This is a genomic window from Tabrizicola sp. YIM 78059 (assembly GCF_004959785.1).
In the GTDB taxonomy this organism is placed as follows: Bacteria; Pseudomonadota; Alphaproteobacteria; order Rhodobacterales; family Rhodobacteraceae; genus Tabrizicola; species Tabrizicola caldifontis.
This window is the reverse complement of the sequence record NZ_SJZH01000002.1, coordinates 119,554-136,574: the sequence shown is the minus strand read 5'-3', so window position 1 is coordinate 136,574 and position 17,021 is coordinate 119,554. Positions and strand designations below refer to the sequence as shown.

18 protein-coding genes are annotated in these 17,021 nt (G+C 65.5%); 11 read left to right on the top strand and 7 right to left on the bottom strand.

All coding sequences use genetic code 11. From position 1 onward, the window contains the following. Position 1 precedes the first annotated feature (1 nt). From EZM81_RS03305 to EZM81_RS03290, 4 genes are all read left to right on the top strand, one after another. Positions 2-976: a type II secretion system F family protein gene (locus EZM81_RS03305; protein WP_136644771.1), complete on the top strand. Its 975-nt coding sequence runs from the start codon at positions 2-4 to the stop codon at positions 974-976. A 13-nt stretch (positions 977-989) separates the two neighbouring features. Continuing rightward, positions 990-1,985, top strand: a complete 996-nt coding sequence (locus tag EZM81_RS03300) for a type II secretion system F family protein (RefSeq protein WP_135450055.1) — start codon at positions 990-992, stop codon at positions 1,983-1,985. A gap of 201 nt (positions 1,986-2,186) precedes the next feature. Then, entirely contained in the window at positions 2,187-3,035 is an 849-nt protein-coding gene (locus EZM81_RS03295; RefSeq protein ID WP_169052292.1) for a helix-turn-helix transcriptional regulator, read from the top strand. Then, a complete protein-coding gene (locus EZM81_RS03290; RefSeq protein ID WP_135450057.1) occupies positions 3,035-3,511 on the top strand; it encodes a prepilin peptidase in 477 nt (158 codons plus the stop codon). Before EZM81_RS03295 ends, EZM81_RS03290 begins: the two co-directional genes overlap by 1 nt. Before the next feature lie 43 nt (positions 3,512-3,554). Here the strand turns inward: EZM81_RS03290 and EZM81_RS03285 are convergent, their stop codons facing one another. Together EZM81_RS03285 and EZM81_RS03280 are read right to left on the bottom strand one after the other, a co-directional pair. Next, on the bottom strand, positions 3,555-4,616 hold the full coding sequence (locus EZM81_RS03285) for an AbrB family transcriptional regulator (protein ID WP_169052291.1): 1,062 nt from the start codon (positions 4,614-4,616) through the stop codon (positions 3,555-3,557). Beyond that, on the bottom strand, positions 4,616-4,813 hold the full coding sequence (locus EZM81_RS03280; protein ID WP_135450059.1) for a SlyX family protein: 198 nt from the start codon (positions 4,811-4,813) through the stop codon (positions 4,616-4,618). Before EZM81_RS03280 ends, EZM81_RS03285 begins: the two co-directional genes overlap by 1 nt. Positions 4,814-4,892: 79 nt before the next feature. Here EZM81_RS03280 and hisS point away from each other — a divergent pair, with 79 nt between their 5' ends. The 3 genes from hisS to hisG all read left to right on the top strand — a co-directional run bounded on the left by hisS (position 4,893) and on the right by hisG (position 8,354). Next, entirely contained in the window at positions 4,893-6,377 is a 1,485-nt protein-coding gene (gene hisS / locus EZM81_RS03275; protein WP_136644768.1) for a histidine--tRNA ligase, read from the top strand. A 181-nt stretch (positions 6,378-6,558) separates the two neighbouring features. Continuing rightward, entirely contained in the window at positions 6,559-7,656 is a 1,098-nt protein-coding gene (locus EZM81_RS03270; RefSeq protein ID WP_135450061.1) for an ATP phosphoribosyltransferase regulatory subunit, read from the top strand. Further along, complete coding sequence (gene hisG / locus EZM81_RS03265; protein ID WP_135450062.1) at positions 7,653-8,354, top strand: ATP phosphoribosyltransferase; 702 nt, start codon at positions 7,653-7,655, stop codon at positions 8,352-8,354. Before EZM81_RS03270 ends, hisG begins: the two co-directional genes overlap by 4 nt. A gap of 69 nt (positions 8,355-8,423) precedes the next feature. On the opposite strand, the gene EZM81_RS03260 is transcribed toward hisG, so the two are convergent. Further along, positions 8,424-8,765, bottom strand: a complete 342-nt coding sequence (locus EZM81_RS03260) for a DUF2853 family protein (protein ID WP_135450063.1) — start codon at positions 8,763-8,765, stop codon at positions 8,424-8,426. A gap of 235 nt (positions 8,766-9,000) precedes the next feature. After that, complete coding sequence (gene ahcY / locus EZM81_RS03255) at positions 9,001-10,401, bottom strand: adenosylhomocysteinase (protein WP_136644767.1); 1,401 nt, start codon at positions 10,399-10,401, stop codon at positions 9,001-9,003. A gap of 107 nt (positions 10,402-10,508) precedes the next feature. Between ahcY and EZM81_RS03250 the strand changes: the two genes are divergently transcribed. Both EZM81_RS03250 and EZM81_RS03245 read left to right on the top strand, forming a co-directional pair. Next, the gene (locus EZM81_RS03250; RefSeq protein WP_211195379.1) at positions 10,509-11,075 is read left to right on the top strand and encodes an HD family hydrolase; all 567 of its coding nucleotides are present in this window, start codon (positions 10,509-10,511) and stop codon (positions 11,073-11,075) included. 260 nt (positions 11,076-11,335) lie between these two features. Further along, the gene (locus tag EZM81_RS03245) at positions 11,336-12,208 is read left to right on the top strand and encodes a LysR family transcriptional regulator (RefSeq protein WP_136644765.1); all 873 of its coding nucleotides are present in this window, start codon (positions 11,336-11,338) and stop codon (positions 12,206-12,208) included. 34 nt (positions 12,209-12,242) lie between these two features. On the opposite strand, the gene EZM81_RS03240 is transcribed toward EZM81_RS03245, so the two are convergent. The 3 genes from EZM81_RS03240 to EZM81_RS03230 all read right to left on the bottom strand — a co-directional run bounded on the left by EZM81_RS03240 (position 12,243) and on the right by EZM81_RS03230 (position 13,843). Continuing rightward, positions 12,243-12,557 carry an H-NS family nucleoid-associated regulatory protein gene (locus EZM81_RS03240; RefSeq protein WP_135450067.1) on the bottom strand — a complete coding sequence of 105 codons (315 nt, stop codon included), beginning with the start codon at positions 12,555-12,557 and terminating at the stop codon, positions 12,243-12,245. Between the two features lie 73 nt (positions 12,558-12,630). Beyond that, positions 12,631-13,185, bottom strand: a complete 555-nt coding sequence (locus EZM81_RS03235; RefSeq protein ID WP_136644764.1) for an ActR/PrrA/RegA family redox response regulator transcription factor — start codon at positions 13,183-13,185, stop codon at positions 12,631-12,633. 25 nt (positions 13,186-13,210) lie between these two features. Next, positions 13,211-13,843 carry an SCO family protein gene (locus EZM81_RS03230; RefSeq protein WP_136644763.1) on the bottom strand — a complete coding sequence of 211 codons (633 nt, stop codon included), beginning with the start codon at positions 13,841-13,843 and terminating at the stop codon, positions 13,211-13,213. Positions 13,844-13,944: 101 nt separating this feature from the next. Between EZM81_RS03230 and regB the strand changes: the two genes are divergently transcribed. Next, entirely contained in the window at positions 13,945-15,330 is a 1,386-nt protein-coding gene (gene regB, locus EZM81_RS03225) for a sensor histidine kinase RegB (protein WP_136644762.1), read from the top strand. 61 nt (positions 15,331-15,391) lie between these two features. Further along, on the top strand, positions 15,392-16,972 hold the full coding sequence (locus EZM81_RS03220; RefSeq protein ID WP_136644761.1) for a PAS-domain containing protein: 1,581 nt from the start codon (positions 15,392-15,394) through the stop codon (positions 16,970-16,972). Positions 16,973-17,021: the final 49 nt, after the last annotated feature.

Genomic DNA, 17,021 nt, shown 5'->3' with positions numbered 1-17,021 from the left:
GGTGCAGGACTTCTTTTCCGAACAGACACAGATCTTTCTGATCTACTGCGGTGTTGCCGTGGGCGTGCTTGTTGCCTTCACGTCGCTTACCGCCTTTCTCAGCCGGCGCGAGACAACGGAAGAGGTCCGCTCGCGCCGGCTGCGCATGATCCGCGAGGGTCGTTCGATCGAAGAACGGCTGGCACTGCTGAAACCGCCCTCGGCCGACGAGGTCGGCGGACGGATCCCGATCCTCGGCAAGCTTGCGGTGCTGTTGCGGCGCGCCGACCTTTCCCTTTCGGTCAGCAGCTTCCTGGCGCTTTGCCTTGTGCTGGCCCTGGGCAGCTTCCTGCCCATGCTTCTGACGCCGGTGCCAGTGCCGGCGGCGGCCGTCCTGGCCCTTGTTCTCGGCTTTGGCGTGCCGGTCAGCATCCTGCGGCTGCGGGTCGAGCGGAAGAAGCAGGCCCTGATCATGCAGCTTCCCGACGCGCTGGAACTGATGGCCCGGGGCCTGCGCGTCGGGCATCCGCTGGACATCTCCATCGGCACCGTCGCGCAGGAGATGCCGGACCCGATCGGCAGCGAATTCGGCATCATCTTCGATCAGGTGAACTACGGCGATACCCTGCCGGATGCCTTTCAGGACTTTGCCGAACGGGTGGATATCGAGGATGTCTACTACCTTTCCGCCAGCATCGGCATACAGCACGGCACCGGCAGCGACCTGGCCCACGTGGTCGAACTGCTATCGAAGGTCGTGCGGTCGCGCATCATGATGCGCCGGAAGGTGCGCGCCATCTCGGCCGAGGGGCGGGCCTCGGCGGCGTTTCTTTCGGTGCTGCCGATCCTGATGTTCGTGTTCACCTCGATCTCGTCGCCGAACTACTACGCCGGCGTCTATGACGACCCACTGTTTGCGCCCATGGCGACCGCCATCATCGTACTGACGATCGCGAATGCGCTGATCCTGCGCAAACTGGTCAATTTCCACGTCTGAACCGGAGGCCGCCATGCTGCAATATCTGGAACAGGTTGCCCTGCGGCTGGGCCTGCAGCCCGAAGCCCTGCTGGCGATCGGCGTGGGGTTCGGGGTGCTTCTTCTGGCCATCGGCCTGGTGACTGCGCTGCGTCGGCCTGACCCGGCGGTGGCAAGGATCGCAGCGATTTCCCGCACTCGACAGCAGCAGCGCCGGGATCGGATGTTCCTGCTGCCGGCGGAACGGGGACCGGGCACGCTGATGAAGGCGTTCGTGCCTTCCGAAAAGGAAAAGCGCAGCTCTCTGCAGCGCAAGCTGATGCAGGCCGGGCTTACACGGCCGGATGCCATACAGATCTACACTCTGGTCCGTGTCGGCCTTGCGATGGGCCTGCCTGTGACATTCCTTGCCCTGCTCTATCTTGCCCGGATGTCGGACACGATCCTTCCGGCGGGGCTGACCCAGACTCTGGTCGGCTTCAGCACGTTGCGGGTGTATCAGATTCTCTCGGTCCTGCTGGCCATCGGCTATTTCGTGCCCACCTACTGGCTGGAATCGCGGGTCAAGGCACGCAAGCTGCGGATCGAAGAGGGTTTCCCGAATGCGCTGGACCTGATCCAGGTCTCGATCGAGGCCGGGCTTGGCTTTGACGCGGCGATGACCCGGGTCGCCAACGAACTCAAGCGCGTGTCACCCGAGATATCGCAGGAATTCCTGACGGTTCAGTATCAGGTGCAGGCCGGCCGCCCGCGCGATGCGGCCATGCGCGACATGGCCGACCGTGTGGGACTGGAATCGATCCGTTCCTTCGCCAATGTCGTTCAGCAGTCGATCAGGTTCGGCACAAGCATGTCTCAGGCGATGACAACCTATGCCGACGAACTGCGTCAGACCCGCGAACTGCGCGCCCAGGAAATGGCCAACAAGCTGCCGGTGAAGATGTCGGCCGTGATGGCATCCCTGATGCTGCCGGCCCTGATCATGATGACCATCGGACCTGTGGTGATTCGCTATCTGCGCCAGTTCTGATGCCATTTCCGGCGCCGGGGTACGCATGCCGGAAATCGCACCACAGGCCATTGGTATCGTTCCGACACACAATCCCGCAGACGCGGCAACCGCAAATTGAAACAGCCTTGCCGAACGGGAACACCCGTCCAAACTTCTTGCAGATGGCCATGGATGGTTCATCATCTGGGCCATTGACCAGTGCAGTTCCAGGTGATGGCCATGTCGTTGTTGCAGCGGACCGAAAGCGAAGACCAGTCCGATCTGCGTCTGGTTGCAGAGGTTGGCCTGATCGGCGCCGTTGCACAGTGGTGCGAATGCCTGCATGGCCGTGATCCGCTGTTGAAAAGCCTTGAAACCCTGGGAAAGGGACTTGGCGCCGAGATCGTGGCCATGGTCCGTTATGCCCGCGATGGCGGCGCTTCGCTGCGCAGCCTGGCCTGGGATCGTGCGATCGAGGATGGAAACGCCAGTCCCGTGGACAGGGGTTTTGCACGCGCGCTGATGGGCCCGTATTTCGAGGCATCCCGGCCAGGCAGTCTGTGGTTCCGCTCGATGGTCGAGACGGGAACGACCTCTGACCTGGAAGAGTTCCATACTGCACGTCACCTGCGGGAACTTGCCGTCATCCCCTTGGAATTGCAGTCGCGCTTCGTCGATACCGTCGAATTCCATTTCCGGGACCGGTTGCGCAACCATCAGCAACTTATCCTGAACAGTCTTGCGCCTGTCCTGGCCACAACCTGGCAAAAGCGGGCCCAGGGCCTGTTCACCGAGGCGATCCTGCGACCACCTTCCAAGGCTTCCAGCCGGGATCTGGCGCCGATCCTCAGCGCCGAGAATCCGGCCAGGCTAAGCCGCGCCGAATACCGGGTGTCGCTGCTTCTGAGCCGTGGCCTGTCGATCGAACAGGTGCAGACGGAACTGCACATCCGCGAATCGACCCTGCGCTCGCACCTGAGCAGCCTTTACGCCAAGACGAACTGCTCCAACCTGGGCGAGCTGATCTATCGACTGACGTCGTCCGCCCCGACACGCGGCGCACCGGCCTCGCAGGCCAGGTTGGCCTGATGACTGCCGAAGGGCTGCTTCTGTCCGCGCTTGCCCTGATCGTTGCCGCCAGCGCGATTTCCGACCTGCGCCATCTGCGCATTCCGAACACGCATGTGCTGGTCGCGCTTGGGCTGTTTGCCGTCACGGCCCCCTTCATGCTGGCCTGGCCAGAGCTTTCTCCCAGGCTTCTGGCGGCTGGCATCACCTTTGCCCTGTGCTTCGCCCTCTTCGCCCTGGGTGTGATCGGGGGAGGAGACGCAAAGATGATGCCGGTCATCATGCTGTTCGTCCCCGCGCAGGACGTCGTGGGCTTCATGCAGGTCTTTGCCCTGGCGCTTGGCGCCGTCAGTCTTGGTGCGCTTGCGGTTCAGCGCGTGCCGTTCTTCCAGAGGCTCGGCTGGGAAAGCGCCCGTGCCCAGCGGCATGTGCCGGTCGGGATGGCCATGGCGGCCGCGGTCATCTTTCTTGCCGTGACATCCCTCGTCGGCGCATGAGCCGACTGCCGTTGCTGCGGGCCTGTCGGATCCCGCGGCCCTGTCAGGGCAAAAGCCTGCGTCCCGCACCTGCCAGGGCAACGGCAAGAACAATCCGGGCAACATGGTGTGCGGTGACGTAGATCACGCTCATGTTCAGGCTCAGCGCGATCAGGCTCATTTCTGCCAGGCCGCCCGGGGCAAAGGCCAGGAACACTGCGGCCACCGGCTCGTCCACCAGCGCATGCAGCGCAAGGGCAAAGCCCAGCGCAATGCCCAGCGCCGCCAGCCCGTTCACCGCCGCCAGCACTGCCCCCCGGCGCAGCACCGCCATGGGGGCACCGGCGAAACGCGCGCCAAGGCCTGTGCCGACGACGATCTGCGTGACTGCGATCAGCCAGCCCGGCGGCACACCCTCGACCCAGCCCAGGGCGTGCGCGGCCGAAGACAGAAGGATCGGGCCGGTGATGATCCGGCCCGGCAGCCGCAGCACCCGTCCGACACCGACGCCAAGCAGCCCCGCGCCCGTCAGGATCGCCACGTCGAGCAGCCCCAGCGCCGCCCCTGACCCCACCATCTGCACGCCCGAGGCCGAGCCGACCGCATGCCCCGTCATCCCCCAGAAGATCAATGGCACGGCAATGATCGTCCCGATCAGCCGCAGGAATTGCAGCACCGTCAGCAGGGCCACATCCGCCCCCGCTTCCTCGCCAAGCTGGACGGTTTCCATCAGCCCCCCCGGCGCCGCCCCGTAGAAGGCCGTCTGCCGGTCGATGCCGCCCTTGCGGTAGATCGCAAAGGCCAGCGCATGGGCCAAGGGCACGAACAGGCACAGCGCCACCAGCGAGGGCCACCAGCCGGGCGCCTGCCCGACCACCTCGGGCGTGAAGGCGCCCCCGATGGCGACGCCGATCACCGGCACGAAGCACATCCGCAGCGGGGCCGGCATGGTGACGCTTTGCCCCAGTGGCCGGAGGCCGGAGACAGCCAGAAAACCCGTCACGGCAAGCGAGCCAAGCAGATGGCCCAGCGGCAGGTGCAGCGCCTGGGCGACGACCCCGCCCACCGTGCCAAGGGCAAGCGTGACCGCCAGGGCTGCCGGGTCACTGCCGATCAGGGAGCGCATCACCAGTGCGGGGGCTTCTGGTTTGCGGGGGGCGCGTCAAGGCCTGCCTCACGCTCTGCCTCGCGTTCGGCCAGCAGGCGGGTCAGCCGGGTCAGCCGGTCAATCTCCACAGTCTGGCGGGCCACCACGTCCGACAGATCCTCTACCGCGCGGATCAGGTGACTGATGCGTTCCTCAAGGGTGTCGATCCGGTCCATGGGCGTCCTTCCGGGGCGCTTGCCGCCCCTTGCCCCATTCGATACACGGGGTCCGGTGAAAAGCGAAGGGTCCGCCCCCATGGCCAGTGAAAAAGTCCGCCGCCCGCGTGCCGAGCCGCCGAAGGGTTTCCGCGACTATTTCGGTGCGGAAGTGACCGAACGCAAGGCGATGCTGGATGCCATTGCCGGGGTCTATCACCGCTACGGCTTTGACCCGCTGGAGACCAGCGCCGTCGAGACGGTTGAGGCACTGGGCAAGTTCCTGCCCGACGTGGACCGCCCGAACGAGGGTGTCTTTGCCTGGCAGGAGGAAGACAATGACTGGCTTGCGTTGCGCTATGACCTGACCGCGCCCTTGGCGCGGGTTGCCGCGCAATATCGCAACGAGTTGCCCAGCCCTTACCGCCGCTATGCAATGGGGCCGGTGTGGAGGAACGAAAAGCCGGGACCGGGGCGGTTCCGGCAGTTCTACCAGTGCGATGCAGATACTGTGGGGTCGGGTTCGGTCGCGGCGGATGCCGAGATCTGCGCGATGCTGGCCGACGCGCTGGAGGTCGCGGGCATTCCACGCGGTGACTATGTGGTGAAGGTCAACAACCGCAAGGTTCTGAACGGGGTGATGGAGGTCGCAGGCGTGCTGGACCCTGCCGACCCCGAGAAATTCGCCCATGAACGCGGCATCGTGCTGCGCGCCATCGACAAGATCGACCGTCTGGGGCCCGAGGGGGTTCGGGCGCTTCTGGGCGAGGGGCGCAAGGACGAAAGCGGCGATTTCACCAAAGGCGCCGGCCTGAGCGTGGCGCAGGCCGAGGTGGTGATGGGTTTTACCACGGCCCGCCGTGACAGCGGGACAGAGACGCTGGCCCGGCTGCGCGAACTGGTGGGAACCTCGACCGTCGGCGCCGAGGGGATTTCAGAGCTGGAGGCCATCGCAGCATTGCTTTCGGCGCAGGGCTACGGCCCGGACCGCATCATGATCGACCCCGGCGTCGTGCGTGGCCTGGGCTACTATACCGGCCCGGTCTACGAGGCGGAACTTACCTTCCAGATCACCGACGAAAAGGGCAGGCCGCGGAACTTCGGCTCGGTCGCGGGGGGCGGGCGATACGACGGGCTGGTGAAACGCTTCACCGGGCAGGACGTGCCGGCAACGGGCGTTTCGATCGGGGTTGACCGCCTTCTTGCCGCGCTGCGGGCCAAGGGGCGCATCGGGGGCGAGACCGCCGGGCCGGTCGTGGTAACGGTGATGGACCGCGAGCGGATGGCCGACTACATGGCGATGGTGGGCGAGTTGCGGCAGGCAGGCATCCGGGCCGAGGTCTATCTGGGCAACCCGAAGAACTTCGGAAATCAGTTGAAATATGCCGACAAGCGCGCCTCGCCCGTGGCCGTGATCCAGGGCGGCAACGAGGCGGCTGTGGGCACGGTGATCCTCAAGGATCTGGTCCTGGGCGCGAAGATTGCCGAAAGTGCCACGCTGGAGGAATGGAAGGACCGCCCCGCGCAGGTCGAAGTGCCGCGTGGCGACCTGGTGGCAGCGGTCAGGCGGATGCTGGGGCAATGATCGCAGTCCGTTCCTTGCCCCGTTCATCAGCCTGTCGCCTGCTCCCTTCCCGCAGGGGGAGAGGGGATAGGCATGCATGCCGCCGTCCCTTGCAGGGCCGGGCATTGCGGGGCTTCCCTCTCCCCTTGTGGGTTAGGGCAAGGGTGGGGGGGGGCCAGCCCTTGGCAAGGGGAGCCGGGCAATGACCCCCAAGGCCGCCATCCGTGCCGAGGGCGAACGCCTGCTTGCTGCCTTCCTGCAGGCCGGTGCCGTTCCGGTCGAAACCGACATCCTGCAACCGGCCGGCACCCTCCTGGACCTTTACGGCGAGGACATCCGCGCCCGCGCCTATGTGACCGACGATCCCGTGCGCGGCGAGATGATGCTGCGCCCCGATTTCACCGTGCCGGTGGTGCAGGCGCATATGGCCCACGGGGCGGAACCCGCACGCTATGCGTACCTGGGCGAAGTGTTCCGCAAGCAGGCACGCGGCTCCGGCCGGGCCAGCGAATATCTTCAGGTCGGCTATGAGGTCTTCGACCGCGCCGCGCCCGAGGCGGCGGATGCCGAGGTCTTCGCGCTGTTCCGCGACCTGCTGGCCGGTCTGAACCTGCGTCCCGTCACTGGCGACATCGGCATTCTGATGGCTGCCGTCCGGGGGCTTCAGACGACCGATCGCCGCAAGGCCGCGCTGCTGCGGCATATCTGGCGTCCGGTGCGCTTTCGCGCCCTGCTTGACCGCTTCGCCGGTCGGGCACCGGTTCCACCGGGCCGGCTGCGCCTGCTGCAGCGGCTGAAGGCCGGCTCGCCCATGGCGCTGATTGAGGAGGCGGGCACCTTCATCGGCCTGCGCACGCCCGAGGAAATCGTCGCCCGGGCCGAGGCCCTGGTCGCCGATGCCGAAACCCCGCCGATCAAGGCGACCGAGGCGGCACTGCTTTATGACCTGCTGACGCTGGAAGCCCCGGCCGCAGCTGCGCTGACCCATCTGCGCGGCATCACACCAATGCTGCCTGCCATCGCCCCGGCGGTGGACCGCTTCGCCGCCCGGCTAGAGGCGCTGGCGGCGAAGGGCGTGGATGTCGAGACCCTGGCCTTCGAGGCCAGCCATGGCCGCACCGCGCTGGAATATTACGACGGTTTCGTGTTCAGCTTTCTGGCGGACGGAATGCCCCCGGTCGCCAGCGGCGGCCGCTATGACGCGCTGACGGCGGTGTTGGGCGCGGGGGCCTTCATCCCGGCTGTCGGCGGCGTGATCCGGCCCGGCCTTGTCGCCCGGCTGAAGGGGGTGGTGGCATGATCCGTATCGGGGTGCCGTCAAAGGGGCGGCTGATGCAGGACACCTTCGACTGGTTCGGTGTGCGCGGCGTCGCCATGCGGCGATCCGGTGCCGACCGGGAATATTCCGGCGTGGTCGAGGGGATCGATGGGGTTGCCCCGGTTCTGCTGTCGGCCGGGGAAATCCCCAGGGAACTGGCGGCGGGGCGGATCCATCTGGGGGTCACGGGGTCCGATCTGGTCTGCGAGGAACTGGGCACCGGGGCGGTGGAAGTGGTGGAGCTGGCGCGGCTTGGTTTCGGCCAGGCCGACCTGATCATCGCGGTGCCCAACGTCTGGATCGATGTGGAGACGGTGGATGACCTGGATGCGGCGGCAGCGGCCTTCCGCAAGGTGCATGGCCATCGCCTGCGGATCGCCACCAAGTATCACCGGCTGGTGCGCGACTTCCTGACCGCCCAGGGTGTTGCCGACTATCAGCTGGTCGACAGCCAGGGCGCGACCGAGGGCACGGTGAAAAACGGCACCGCCGAGGCGATCGCCGACATCACCAGTTCCGGCGAGACGCTGCGCGCGAACCATCTGCGCATCCTGTCGGACGGGCTGATCCATTCCAGCGAGGCCGTGCTCTGGGCCAGCCGCGTCGCAGACTGGACCGAGAGCGACCGTGCCGTGATGATGCGGCTTGCACAGATGCTGGGTGTGCGATCGCCGGTCTGACGGACGGCAACGGTCAGCCAAAGGCCCGCACCTGATCGGCGCGGGTCACCGCCCGGCAGGCGCCGGCGATCATGCGTAGGCGGCTTCCTTGCCGAAGTGCTTCACCAGAAGATAGTAGAATACCGCGCGATACTTGTTGCGTTCCGACTTGCCGTAGGTGTCGATCGCGGCATTGATTCCTTCCATCAGCTCTGGGCCGTCCTTCAGCCCCAGCTTCCTGATCAGGAAGTTGGTCTTGATCCTCTCCAGTTCTGCCGGGTCCGAGGCGGCAACGGTCTGGGCGTCGTTGTCGTAGATCGCCGGGCCGCAGCCGATGGTGACCTTGGTCAGAAGCGCCATGTCCGGGGTGACCTTGCACTTGGTCTTCAGGTCATCGGCATACCTGGCAATAAGTTCGTCGCGCTTTCCCATCTCTCTCCCTCGTTCCCTCACAGGTCCCGTCCTGGCAGGACAAGGGCAAGCTTACGGGATCAAGACCAAACGGCAACGGAAAATGTCGCGGCCCTCGCTGCCGGCCGGTTGCACCGGTTTCCGGTTCCGCGGTTGGCTGCGGCCTTCTTCAGCCACAAGATTTCGCTGCACTGTGGGCCGGATTGGCGACAGGTCGTCAACAGGACGTCCTGTCTCCAATCCGGCCCGGCCAGCGTCAATAGCGGTAGTGATCAGGCTTGAACGGGCCTTCGACCTTCACGCCGATATATGCGGCCTGATCGGGGCGCAGCTCGGTCAGTTTGACGCCGATCTTCTTCAGGTGCAGGCGGGCCACCTTCTCGTCCAGCGCCTTGGGCAAGATATAGACGCCCGGCGCATAGTCCTGGCCCTTGGTCCACAGCTCGATCTGAGCGAGGACCTGGTTGGTGAAGCTGGCAGACATCACGAAGGACGGATGTCCGGTAGCATTGCCCAGGTTGAGCAGGCGGCCTTCGGACAGAAGGATGATCCGGTTGCCCGAGGGCATCTCGATCATGTCCACCTGGTCCTTGATGTTGGTCCACTTGTGGTTCCGCAAGGCGGCGACCTGGATCTCGTTGTCGAAATGGCCGATGTTGCCGACGATGGCCATGTCCTTCATCTCGCGCATGTGCTCGATGCGGATCACGTCCTTGTTGCCGGTGGTGGTGATGAAGATGTCGGCGGTTGCGACCTCATCTTCCAGCAGGGTGACTTCATAGCCGTCCATCGCCGCCTGCAGCGCGCAGATCGGATCGACCTCGGTCACCTTCACCCGCGCGCCCGCACCGCGCAGGGACGCCGCCGAGCCCTTGCCCACGTCGCCATAGCCGCAGACGACGGCGACCTTGCCGGCGATCATCGTGTCGGTCGCACGGCGGATGCCGTCGACCAGGCTTTCGCGGCAGCCATACTTGTTGTCGAACTTCGACTTCGTCACGCTGTCGTTGACGTTGATCGCCGGGAAGGGCAGCAGGCCCTTGCGGTGCAGCTCGTACAGGCGGTGGACGCCGGTGGTGGTTTCCTCGGACACACCCCTGATCGCGGCGCGCTGTTTCGTGAACCAGCCGGGGGTGGCGGCCATCCGCTTGCGGATCTGGTTGAAGAGGCACACTTCCTCGTCGCTGGTCGGCACCGCGATCAGGTCGGTCTCGCCGGCCTCCACCCGCGCGCCGAGAAGGACATAGAGCGTCGCATCCCCGCCATCGTCGAGGATCATGTTCGCCGTGCCGCCTTCGCCGCCGAACTGGAAGATGCGGTCGGTGTAATCCCAGTATTGTTCAAGGCTTTCGCCCTTGATCGCGAAGACCGGCGTGCCGGTGGCCGCGATGGCCGCCGCCGCATGGTCCTGGGTCGAGAAGATGTTGCACGAGGCCCAGCGCACATCCGCGCCCAGCGCCTTCAGCGTCTCGATCAGCACGCCCGTCTGGATCGTCATGTGCAGCGAGCCGGCGATCTTCGCACCCTTCAGCGGTTGTGACGCCCCGAATTCCTCGCGGCAGGCCATCAGGCCCGGCATCTCTGTTTCGGCGATGATCAGTTCCTTGCGGCCGAAATCGGCCAGCGAGATGTCCTTGACGATGTAATCCGCAGCCATGCGGGCGCTCCTTGATCCTGTGGTTGCGGGGCAGATAGCATCGAACGGCCGGACAGACAACAAAGGGGCAGGCAGTGAAGGCGAAACAGCCGCGGGCGTGGCAAAGGATGCTTTCAGGGCGCAGGCTGGACCTGCTGGACCCGACCCCGGTCGATATCGAGATCGAGGACATCGCTCATGGCCTTGCCTTCGTCGCGCGCTGGAACGGGCAGACGCGGGGCGACTGGCCCTATTCGGTGGCGGAACATTCGCTGCTGGTCGAGACCATCTTCAGCCGGATGAACGCCGGAATCGCACCGCGCTGGAAGCTTGCGGCGGTGCTGCACGACGCGCCGGAATACGTGATCGGCGACATGATCAGCCCGGTAAAGGCCGCTGTCGGCCCCGGCTATGAAGAGCTTGACCGCCGGCTGTCCGCGGCGATCCATCTGCGCTTCGGTCTGCCTGCTGTCCTGCCCTCGCCAATCAAGAAGGCGATCAAGGCGGCGGACAGGATCAGCGCCTGGCTCGAGGCGGTTCGGATCGCCGGCTTTCAGGAGGCCGAGGCTGACCGGCTTTTTGGCCGCCCCGCGCCGCAGGTGGTTCACCGGCTCGAAATCAGGCTGCGTCCGCCCGCCGAGGTGCGGGCGGACTATGTATCGCGGGTGGCGCGGCTACTGGCCGATTGCGGCTGACGGCCTTCCGCCGTCACCGTGCCTGCGGTTGCCGCTTGCCGCTGCGGCAGAGAACGTCTGAACCCGGCACGTCGCGCTGGCTGCGGCTGCTGTGACGCGTTGGCCGATCAAGGGGTGCCATCCGCGCGGCGATCATCAGGGCTTCGGCAAAGATGTTCAACATTTTCTTTCTCCATCGGTTTGGTGAATGGCCCCTTTTGCCATGAAAAGGGCCATGATATGATTCAGAAACGCTATGAATATATGAGTTATTCTAACATATGCCAACCGACTGGCGCTCCCTTCCGCCGCTGACCGCGCTGCGTGCCTTCGCCGCGACTGCGGAGTTGCGCAGCTTTTCCCAGGCGGCGCGGGTGCTGAATGTCACTCATGCCGCCGTTGCCCAGCAGGTTCGCGCGCTGGAGGATCATCTGGCCCGCCCGCTCGTGCATCGCGAAGGGCGCGGGGTCGGCCTGACCGCCGATGGCGAGAAGCTGGCCGAGGCATTGGGCGAGGGCTTCGCCGCCATGATCCGTGGGGTCGAGGCGCTGCGGGCGGGCGAGGCGGACCGCCCCGTGCGGGTGACGCTGACGGCCAGCTTCGCCGCGCAATGGCTGATGCCGCGGCTCAAAGGTTTCTGGGACCGCCACCCCGATATCGGCCTGTCGCTGCATCCTGATGCCCGCGTGATGGACCTGCGGCGCGAACGGATGGACCTGGCCATCCGCTATGGCAACGGCGATTGGCCGGGGGTCGAGGCGACCTGGCTTGCCCCGGCCCGGCTGGTGATTGCTGGGGCACCCGCCCTGACCGGCGAACGTGACCTGACGATCGAAGACCTGCGCAGGATGGACTGGGTGCTCAGCCCGAACTGGCCGGAACAGGACAGCTACCTGCGCAGCCTGGGGCTTGATCCCGCAACGCTCAGCCGCACCGACATCGACAGCGACCACCTTGCCATCGCGGCGGCACGGCAGGGGCTGGGTCTGGTGGTGGAAAGCCTGGCACTAGTCGAGGCAGACGTGGCCGAGGGCCGTCTGCGGCTGGTCCATGAACGCGCCGAAACCCTGCCGGCCTATTTCATCGTGAACCTGCCCGGCCAGCAGCGCGCGGCCGCCCGGGCGTTTCTCGGATGGCTGAAATCACAGGTCTGAACCCCCCGCCGGACGGACCTGCCCGCCCCCGAGTTCAGATCGCCATGTCTTCCGGCTTCATCCCCCTGGCCAGCGCCTCGCTGAACCAGCGCGGTTTCCTGCCACGGCCCGACCAGGTGTCGGCACTGTTCGCCGGGTTGGCATATTTCGCCAACGAGAGCGACCGCTTCCGCCCCGCCGAAATGCCGGTCAGTTCCGCCAGCGAAAAACCCCGCGCCTTTGCAATTGCATCCAATTCGACAAGCACTTCGTGTCTGCGGCGCTCATCATAGGTGGCAATGGCCTTTGCCACTTGTGATTGCAGATCTTTCAGTTCCTTCAGCGAAAGATTGTTCAGATCGATTTCCAATTTTCTACCCCCCCCCCTTCAAACTGGATGCCGCTTCATAGGCGCCCAATTCAAAAGGGGCAACAATTCCGCATCATTTCGGACTGCGTTTCGCCAGAATCCGCTGAAGCGTGCGGCGGTGCATCGAAAGGCGACGTGCGGTTTCGCTGACATTGCGGTCGCACATTTCATAAACCCGCTGAATGTGTTCCCAACGCACCCGATCAGCCGACATCGGGTTTTCCGGCGGCTGCGGCAGGGTTTCGCCCTTTGCCAGAAGCGCATTGGTCACGTCGTCGGCATCGGCGGGCTTTGACAGATAATCGATCGCGCCGATCTTTACCGCCGCCACGGCGGTCGCAATCGCGCCATAGCCGGTCAATACCACGATGCGGCAATCCGGCCGCTGTTCGCGCAGCGTCTCGATCACGTCAAGGCCATTTCCGTCCTCAAGCCGCAGGTCCACGACCGCATAGGCCGGCGGATTCGTCTGCGCCTTGGCCCGGCCTTCCGCCACGCTTTGCGCGGTATCCGGCTGGAAGCCGCGCTTTTCCATCGCCTTGGCGAGGCGCTTCACGAAGGGTTCGTCGTCATCGACCAGAAGCAGGGACCGGTCGGCCCCAAGGTCAGCGCCCAGATCGTTTGCCATGCGTCATTCCCCAGCTGCGCGGCGGTCAGCTGCCAGCTTTGCCCGCCTCTAGAAAACAAGCAACGCTTTCCGCCATTTGCCCGGATGTAATGTCGCGGCGGAAGAAATCCACAAATCCGACGCCGGGCAGCATCAGATAGGTGAAGGTCGAATGGTCGATCAGGTAGAACTCGTCGCCTTCCTCAGAGGGTTGGCGGCGATAGAAGGTCTTGTAGGCCTGCGAGGCCGCCTTCACCTGTTCCGGGCTGCCGGTCAGGGCCACCAGCTTCGGATGCATGTTGAATTCATAGTCGGCCAGGGCCTGGGGCGTATCCCGTTCGGGGTCGATCGAGATGAAGACCGGGGTCACGTCGTAACCCTTCTCGGCCAGAATATCGACCGCCTCGACATTGCGCGCCATGTCGAACGGGCAGACGTCAGGGCAGAAGGTATAGCCGAAATAGACCAGGCTGGGCTTTGTCAGCACGTCCGCGTCCGTCACAGTCTCGCCCTTCGTGTTGACCAGGGTGAACGGACCGCCGATATCCCCCCCGGCGACATTGCCCTGGCGGCACTGGGCAAAGGCATCATCGGTGCGGTTCAGGAAGACATAGGCTGCGGTTCCGCCGATCAGCGCGGCCACGGCGGCGGCGGCCAGTCCGGCGTAAAGTCTGGTCATGGGGGTCTCCGACGGTCAGGGGTCCGATCCGGGCGCATTGATCCCAGAAGCGGACCGCCTTAACAATGGCAAAGGCGCCCACGGGGACAACTGGTCACAGCATGGTTACGGCGGGCATCCCTCTTCCCGAACGCGAGATGCAGGGCAACTGGGTCCGGCTGCGTACTCTGATCCTGCTGCGCTGGATGGCGATCGTCGGCCAGCTGGCCGCAATCATCGTGGCCGACCGCTGGTATGGCCTGCAGCTGCCGCTGGGTCTGTGCTATCTGGCTGTCGGCGCCTCGATCATCGCCAACCTTTTTGCGATCACGCTGTTCCCGGAAAACAAGCGGCTGAACGAGGCCGAAGCTTTCTTCACCCTGCTTTTCGACCTGGCGCAGCTGGCCTTCCTGATCTTCGTCACCGGAGGGCTGACGAACCCCTTCGCGCTTCTGGTGCTGGCGCCGGTCACCATTTCGGCCAGCGCGCTGCGGCTGCAATCGACGGTTCTGCTGGGGATGGCAGCGATCCTGCTGATCTCGGTCGCGGCCTTCTGGAACATTCCCCTGCGCTTTGCCGACGGGCGCGAACTGGTGATCCCGCGGATCTTCGAATTTGGGTTCTGGCTGTCCATCGTGATCGGCATCCTGTTCATCGGCCTCTATTCGCGCCGGGTGGCCACCGAGATGCGGTCGATGTCACAGGCGCTGCTAGCCACCCAGATGGCGCTGGCACGGGAACAGAAGCTGACCGATCTTGGCGGCGTGGTGGCGGCGGCGGCGCATGAGCTGGGCACGCCGCTTGCCACCATCAAGCTGGTCAGCGCCGAACTGATGCAGGAACTTGCCGACCGCCCCGACCTGCAGGAGGACGCCCGGCTGATCCGCGATCAGGCCGATCGCTGCCGGGACATCCTGCGCGACATGGGCCGGGCGGGAAAGGATGACCTGCACCTGCGCCAGGCCCCCCTGTCGGCCGCCCTGCGCGAGGCGGCCGAACCCCACATGTCGCGAGGCAAGCGGGTCGAATTCAGCTTTGCCCCGACGGAAGGCGCGCCCGAGCGCCAGCCCACCATCGTTCGCCGGCCCGAGATCATCCACGGTTTGCGAAACCTTGTGCAGAACGCGGTGGACTTTGCCCGCACCACCGTCTGGATCGAAGGCGAATGGACGGACCGGACGGTGACCGTGCGGATCATCGACGACGGCGAGGGCTTTCCCCCCAACGTCATCGGCCGGATCGGCGACCCCTTCGTGCGCTTCCGCCGCTCGGACCGGGAAAGCGCGCGCCGACCGGGCTATGACGGCATGGGCCTGGGCCTTTTCATCGCCAAGACGCTTCTGGAACGCTCTGGCGCCGAACTGACCTTCGCCAATGCGACCGACCCCTTTCTTCCGCCCGAGGACCGACCCGAACGCTGCGGCGCCGTGGTCGAGGCCGTCTGGGCCATGGAGGACCTCGCCGCGCCCGAAGGCGCCGCCCTGGGCGAGAACCGGCGGATCGAATAGCGCCCGGTCTGCTTAACGCTCGGTTAAGGTTTCTGCCATTAGGCTTACCCGAGCGTTAAGGATGAAGGCTGTCGTGATCGAGGATCTGCTTGCCGCCGTCGCCATGGTGCTGACCGCGACGCTGGTCGCGCTGGCCAGCCTTGCCCTGATGGCCGCCTGGCAGATGCGCAGACCCTGTCGGACCAGCAGCATCTTTTCCGCCCAGGGGCCTGCGGCCGCATTCCTGTTCGATGGTGACCGGCTTCTGGATGCCACGCCCGCAGCCCGATCGATCCTGCCGGAGGGAGAGGACGGTGGCGCCCTGTCGCGGCTGATTGGCACGCTTGGTCCGCTTTTTCCCGGCCTGTCGCAGGCGCTTGACACGCTGCCCCGGGCCGGGTTGATCGTGATCGCCTCGTCCGGCGACGTGCAGCCGCCCCTGGTTCTGAAAGGCGAATACCTGCGGGGCCTGACCAGACTGACGATGATCCAGGCCGCCGGCGACGGGCAGCCCGGTCCGGGTGACGGCGCGGTGCTGGCCGCCCTTCAGCACGAGGTTCTGGCCCAGCGTGTCATTCTGGCCCGATCACCCGTCGTGATGTGGAAAGAGGATGCCCGTGGGCAGGTGGTCTGGGCCAATCATGCCTATCTGATCCGCGCGACTGAACTTCTGCCCGACCGGCAGGATCTGAGCTGGCCCTTGCCCAGATTGTTCCAGACGACCGAACCCTCTGGCGGCCGAACGCCCCGGATCAGCCTGCAGGCGCGCAGCGGGCTGGAATGGTTCGACCTGTTCCGCGTCTCGGCGGGCGAGGAGGTGCTGCACTATGCCCTCGCCGCCGATGCCGCGGTCGAGGCGGAAACCGCGCTGCGCGAGTTCATGCAGACCCTGACCAAGACCTTCGCCGACCTGCCCATCGGTCTGGCAATCTTCGACCGTTCGCGCATCCTGCAACTGTTCAACCCGGCGCTGGCCGACCTGACCGCGCTTTCACCCGAATTCCTGATTTCGCGTCCCACGTTGTCGGCCGTGCTGGATGCGATGCGCGCCAAGGCGATGATACCCGAGCCCAGGGACTATCGCAGCTGGCGACGCCAGGTGATGCGGGTCGAGGAGGAGGCTTCGGCCGGCCATTTCGAGGAAACGTGGAACCTGCCGGGCGGCCAGACCTATCGGGTGATCGGACGGCCGCATCCGAACGGCGCGCTTGCCTTCATGTTCGAGGACATCTCGAGCGAAATGCTGCGCACCCGGCGCTATCGGGCGGATCTGGAACTGGGCCAGTCGGTCATCGACGCGGTGGAAGATGCAGTCGCGGTCTTTTCGCAGGGTGGGCAACTGCTGATGTCGAACCTTGCCTATACCCGGCTTTGGAACCACGATCCCGCGGTCATGCTGTCCGATGCCGGGATCGGCACTCTGTCGGCCTGGTGGCGCAACCATTCGGCGCCGACGCTTCTGTGGGACGATGCCATCGCCTTTGTCGCGGCCTTGGGCGACCGTGCCCCCTGGGAAGGCGAGGTAAGACTTCTGGACGGGCGGCTGGTCACCTGTCGGCTCCGCTCGTTGCCGGGTGGGGCCACGCTGATCACCTTCCGCGCGCGGGCAAGCGAAGCCGTGGTGCCGGTTCGCGACGACATCCGCAGCCTGCTGTCGGCCTGACGCGGCGCTGCGGGGGCTTGCGGCAGCCGGGGCGGCGGGTAGACTCGCG

Excerpts from the sequence above, each read along its gene's own strand:
- EZM81_RS03300 (WP_135450055.1), top strand. The coding sequence starts at position 990 with ATGCTGCAATATCTGGAACAGGTTGCCCTGCGGCTGGGCCTGCAGCCC.
- EZM81_RS03295 (WP_169052292.1), top strand. The coding sequence starts at position 2,187 with ATGTCGTTGTTGCAGCGGACCGAAAGCGAAGACCAGTCCGATCTGCGT.
- EZM81_RS03290 (WP_135450057.1), top strand. The coding sequence starts at position 3,035 with ATGACTGCCGAAGGGCTGCTTCTGTCCGCGCTTGCCCTGATCGTTGCC.
- EZM81_RS03285 (WP_169052291.1), bottom strand. The coding sequence starts at position 4,616 with ATGCGCTCCCTGATCGGCAGTGACCCGGCAGCCCTGGCGGTCACGCTT.
- EZM81_RS03280 (WP_135450059.1), bottom strand. The coding sequence starts at position 4,813 with ATGGACCGGATCGACACCCTTGAGGAACGCATCAGTCACCTGATCCGC.
- hisS (WP_136644768.1), top strand. The coding sequence starts at position 4,893 with ATGGCCAGTGAAAAAGTCCGCCGCCCGCGTGCCGAGCCGCCGAAGGGT.
- EZM81_RS03270 (WP_135450061.1), top strand. The coding sequence starts at position 6,559 with ATGACCCCCAAGGCCGCCATCCGTGCCGAGGGCGAACGCCTGCTTGCT.
- hisG (WP_135450062.1), top strand. The coding sequence starts at position 7,653 with ATGATCCGTATCGGGGTGCCGTCAAAGGGGCGGCTGATGCAGGACACC.
- EZM81_RS03260 (WP_135450063.1), bottom strand. The coding sequence starts at position 8,765 with ATGGGAAAGCGCGACGAACTTATTGCCAGGTATGCCGATGACCTGAAG.
- ahcY (WP_136644767.1), bottom strand. The coding sequence starts at position 10,401 with ATGGCTGCGGATTACATCGTCAAGGACATCTCGCTGGCCGATTTCGGC.
- EZM81_RS03250 (WP_211195379.1), top strand. The coding sequence starts at position 10,509 with ATGCTTTCAGGGCGCAGGCTGGACCTGCTGGACCCGACCCCGGTCGAT.
- EZM81_RS03245 (WP_136644765.1), top strand. The coding sequence starts at position 11,336 with ATGCCAACCGACTGGCGCTCCCTTCCGCCGCTGACCGCGCTGCGTGCC.
- EZM81_RS03235 (WP_136644764.1), bottom strand. The coding sequence starts at position 13,185 with ATGGCAAACGATCTGGGCGCTGACCTTGGGGCCGACCGGTCCCTGCTT.
- EZM81_RS03230 (WP_136644763.1), bottom strand. The coding sequence starts at position 13,843 with ATGACCAGACTTTACGCCGGACTGGCCGCCGCCGCCGTGGCCGCGCTG.
- regB (WP_136644762.1), top strand. The coding sequence starts at position 13,945 with ATGGTTACGGCGGGCATCCCTCTTCCCGAACGCGAGATGCAGGGCAAC.
- EZM81_RS03220 (WP_136644761.1), top strand. The coding sequence starts at position 15,392 with ATGAAGGCTGTCGTGATCGAGGATCTGCTTGCCGCCGTCGCCATGGTG.